This is a genomic window from Bradyrhizobium sp. UFLA05-125 (genome assembly GCF_059803515.1).
In genome coordinates, this window is sequence record NZ_JBANBJ010000179.1 from 1 (window position 1) to 922 (window position 922).

At 57.5% G+C, this 922-nt stretch carries 2 protein-coding genes; both read right to left on the bottom strand.

Going from position 1 to position 922, the window contains the following annotated elements; all coding sequences use genetic code 11:
• Positions 1–249: 249 nt before the first annotated feature.
• Positions 250–462: a hypothetical protein gene (locus SO156_RS45835; protein WP_498539464.1), complete on the bottom strand. Its 213-nt coding sequence runs from the start codon at positions 460–462 to the stop codon at positions 250–252.
• Between the two features lie 64 nt (positions 463–526).
• Positions 527–781 carry a DUF6894 family protein gene (locus SO156_RS45840; protein ID WP_498539465.1) on the bottom strand — a complete coding sequence of 85 codons (255 nt, stop codon included), beginning with the start codon at positions 779–781 and terminating at the stop codon, positions 527–529.
• Positions 782–922: the final 141 nt, after the last annotated feature.

A 922-nucleotide genomic window follows, 5' to 3' on the forward strand; every position in this document is an offset into this window, starting at 1 on the left:
GAGCTTGCGCGCTGCGGCTTCCGGGTCGGAGAAGGGATCGTTCCGTCGTGAGCTTCATGAGCCAGCCTGAACGCGATTCGGGGTTGGGAAGATGCTCATCATGGTCGGCTCACTGCCCCTCAGAATGGCGCCACGTCAAATCGCCTAGAAGCCAGCGGCCAAGGGCCTTGGAGTGCATGGCATCTTCGTGCGCAGCAAGGATCGTCCTGGGCCCGCCGGTTCACGCTGGCGGGCCTGCTTCTGTGTTCGCTAAGCTTCCCTGCACGCAACTGCGAAGTTTTCGCAGATTGAGGCAAACGCTTGTTTTGCTTCGGCCGTCTCAAAGCAAAACTGCGTCCCAGCGTCACCGCGCTCGACCCACCATTCGATTTTATTTCCTCGCGAAATGCGCGATGCCTCTCCGCGCAACTGATCGAGTTGGCTTCCGACAGCTCGTACAATCAAACAATTCTTCTTGGCCATGGAAAAGTCCTCGGGAATATCGCAAAACCAACGGTGGATCGTTATCTTCGGTTCCTAGGGAAGCCTAATTCATCAACCGGTTGGCTTCGAATACGAGGGCAAGTTGAAAAAGCGGGCCGACTTCGGTGGGGACTTCGATAGCGATGTCGCGTCGATCGCCCATACCAAGCGCATCCCTCGCCATGGCAGCCAAGGTGTGTGCGGCCGCTATCTCAGCGACCCTTTCATTCGCGAGTTCTAGACCTTCTTCGTCCGGATAAAGCTCGGCTCCGTCCCGGATGTTGAAAAGGTAGCGGATCCAACTCTGGCGATCCTTCACTTGTTCCTAGATCGCAAGAAGGCGCCGGCTTCCCCGCTGTAGAGCCTCACGCTCGCGCCCAAGGAACGATCGAAAAAACGCACTGTTAGGTAATGACCCGGGTCCCCCTGGATAATGGGAACGATCGCCCGTGCTCGACCC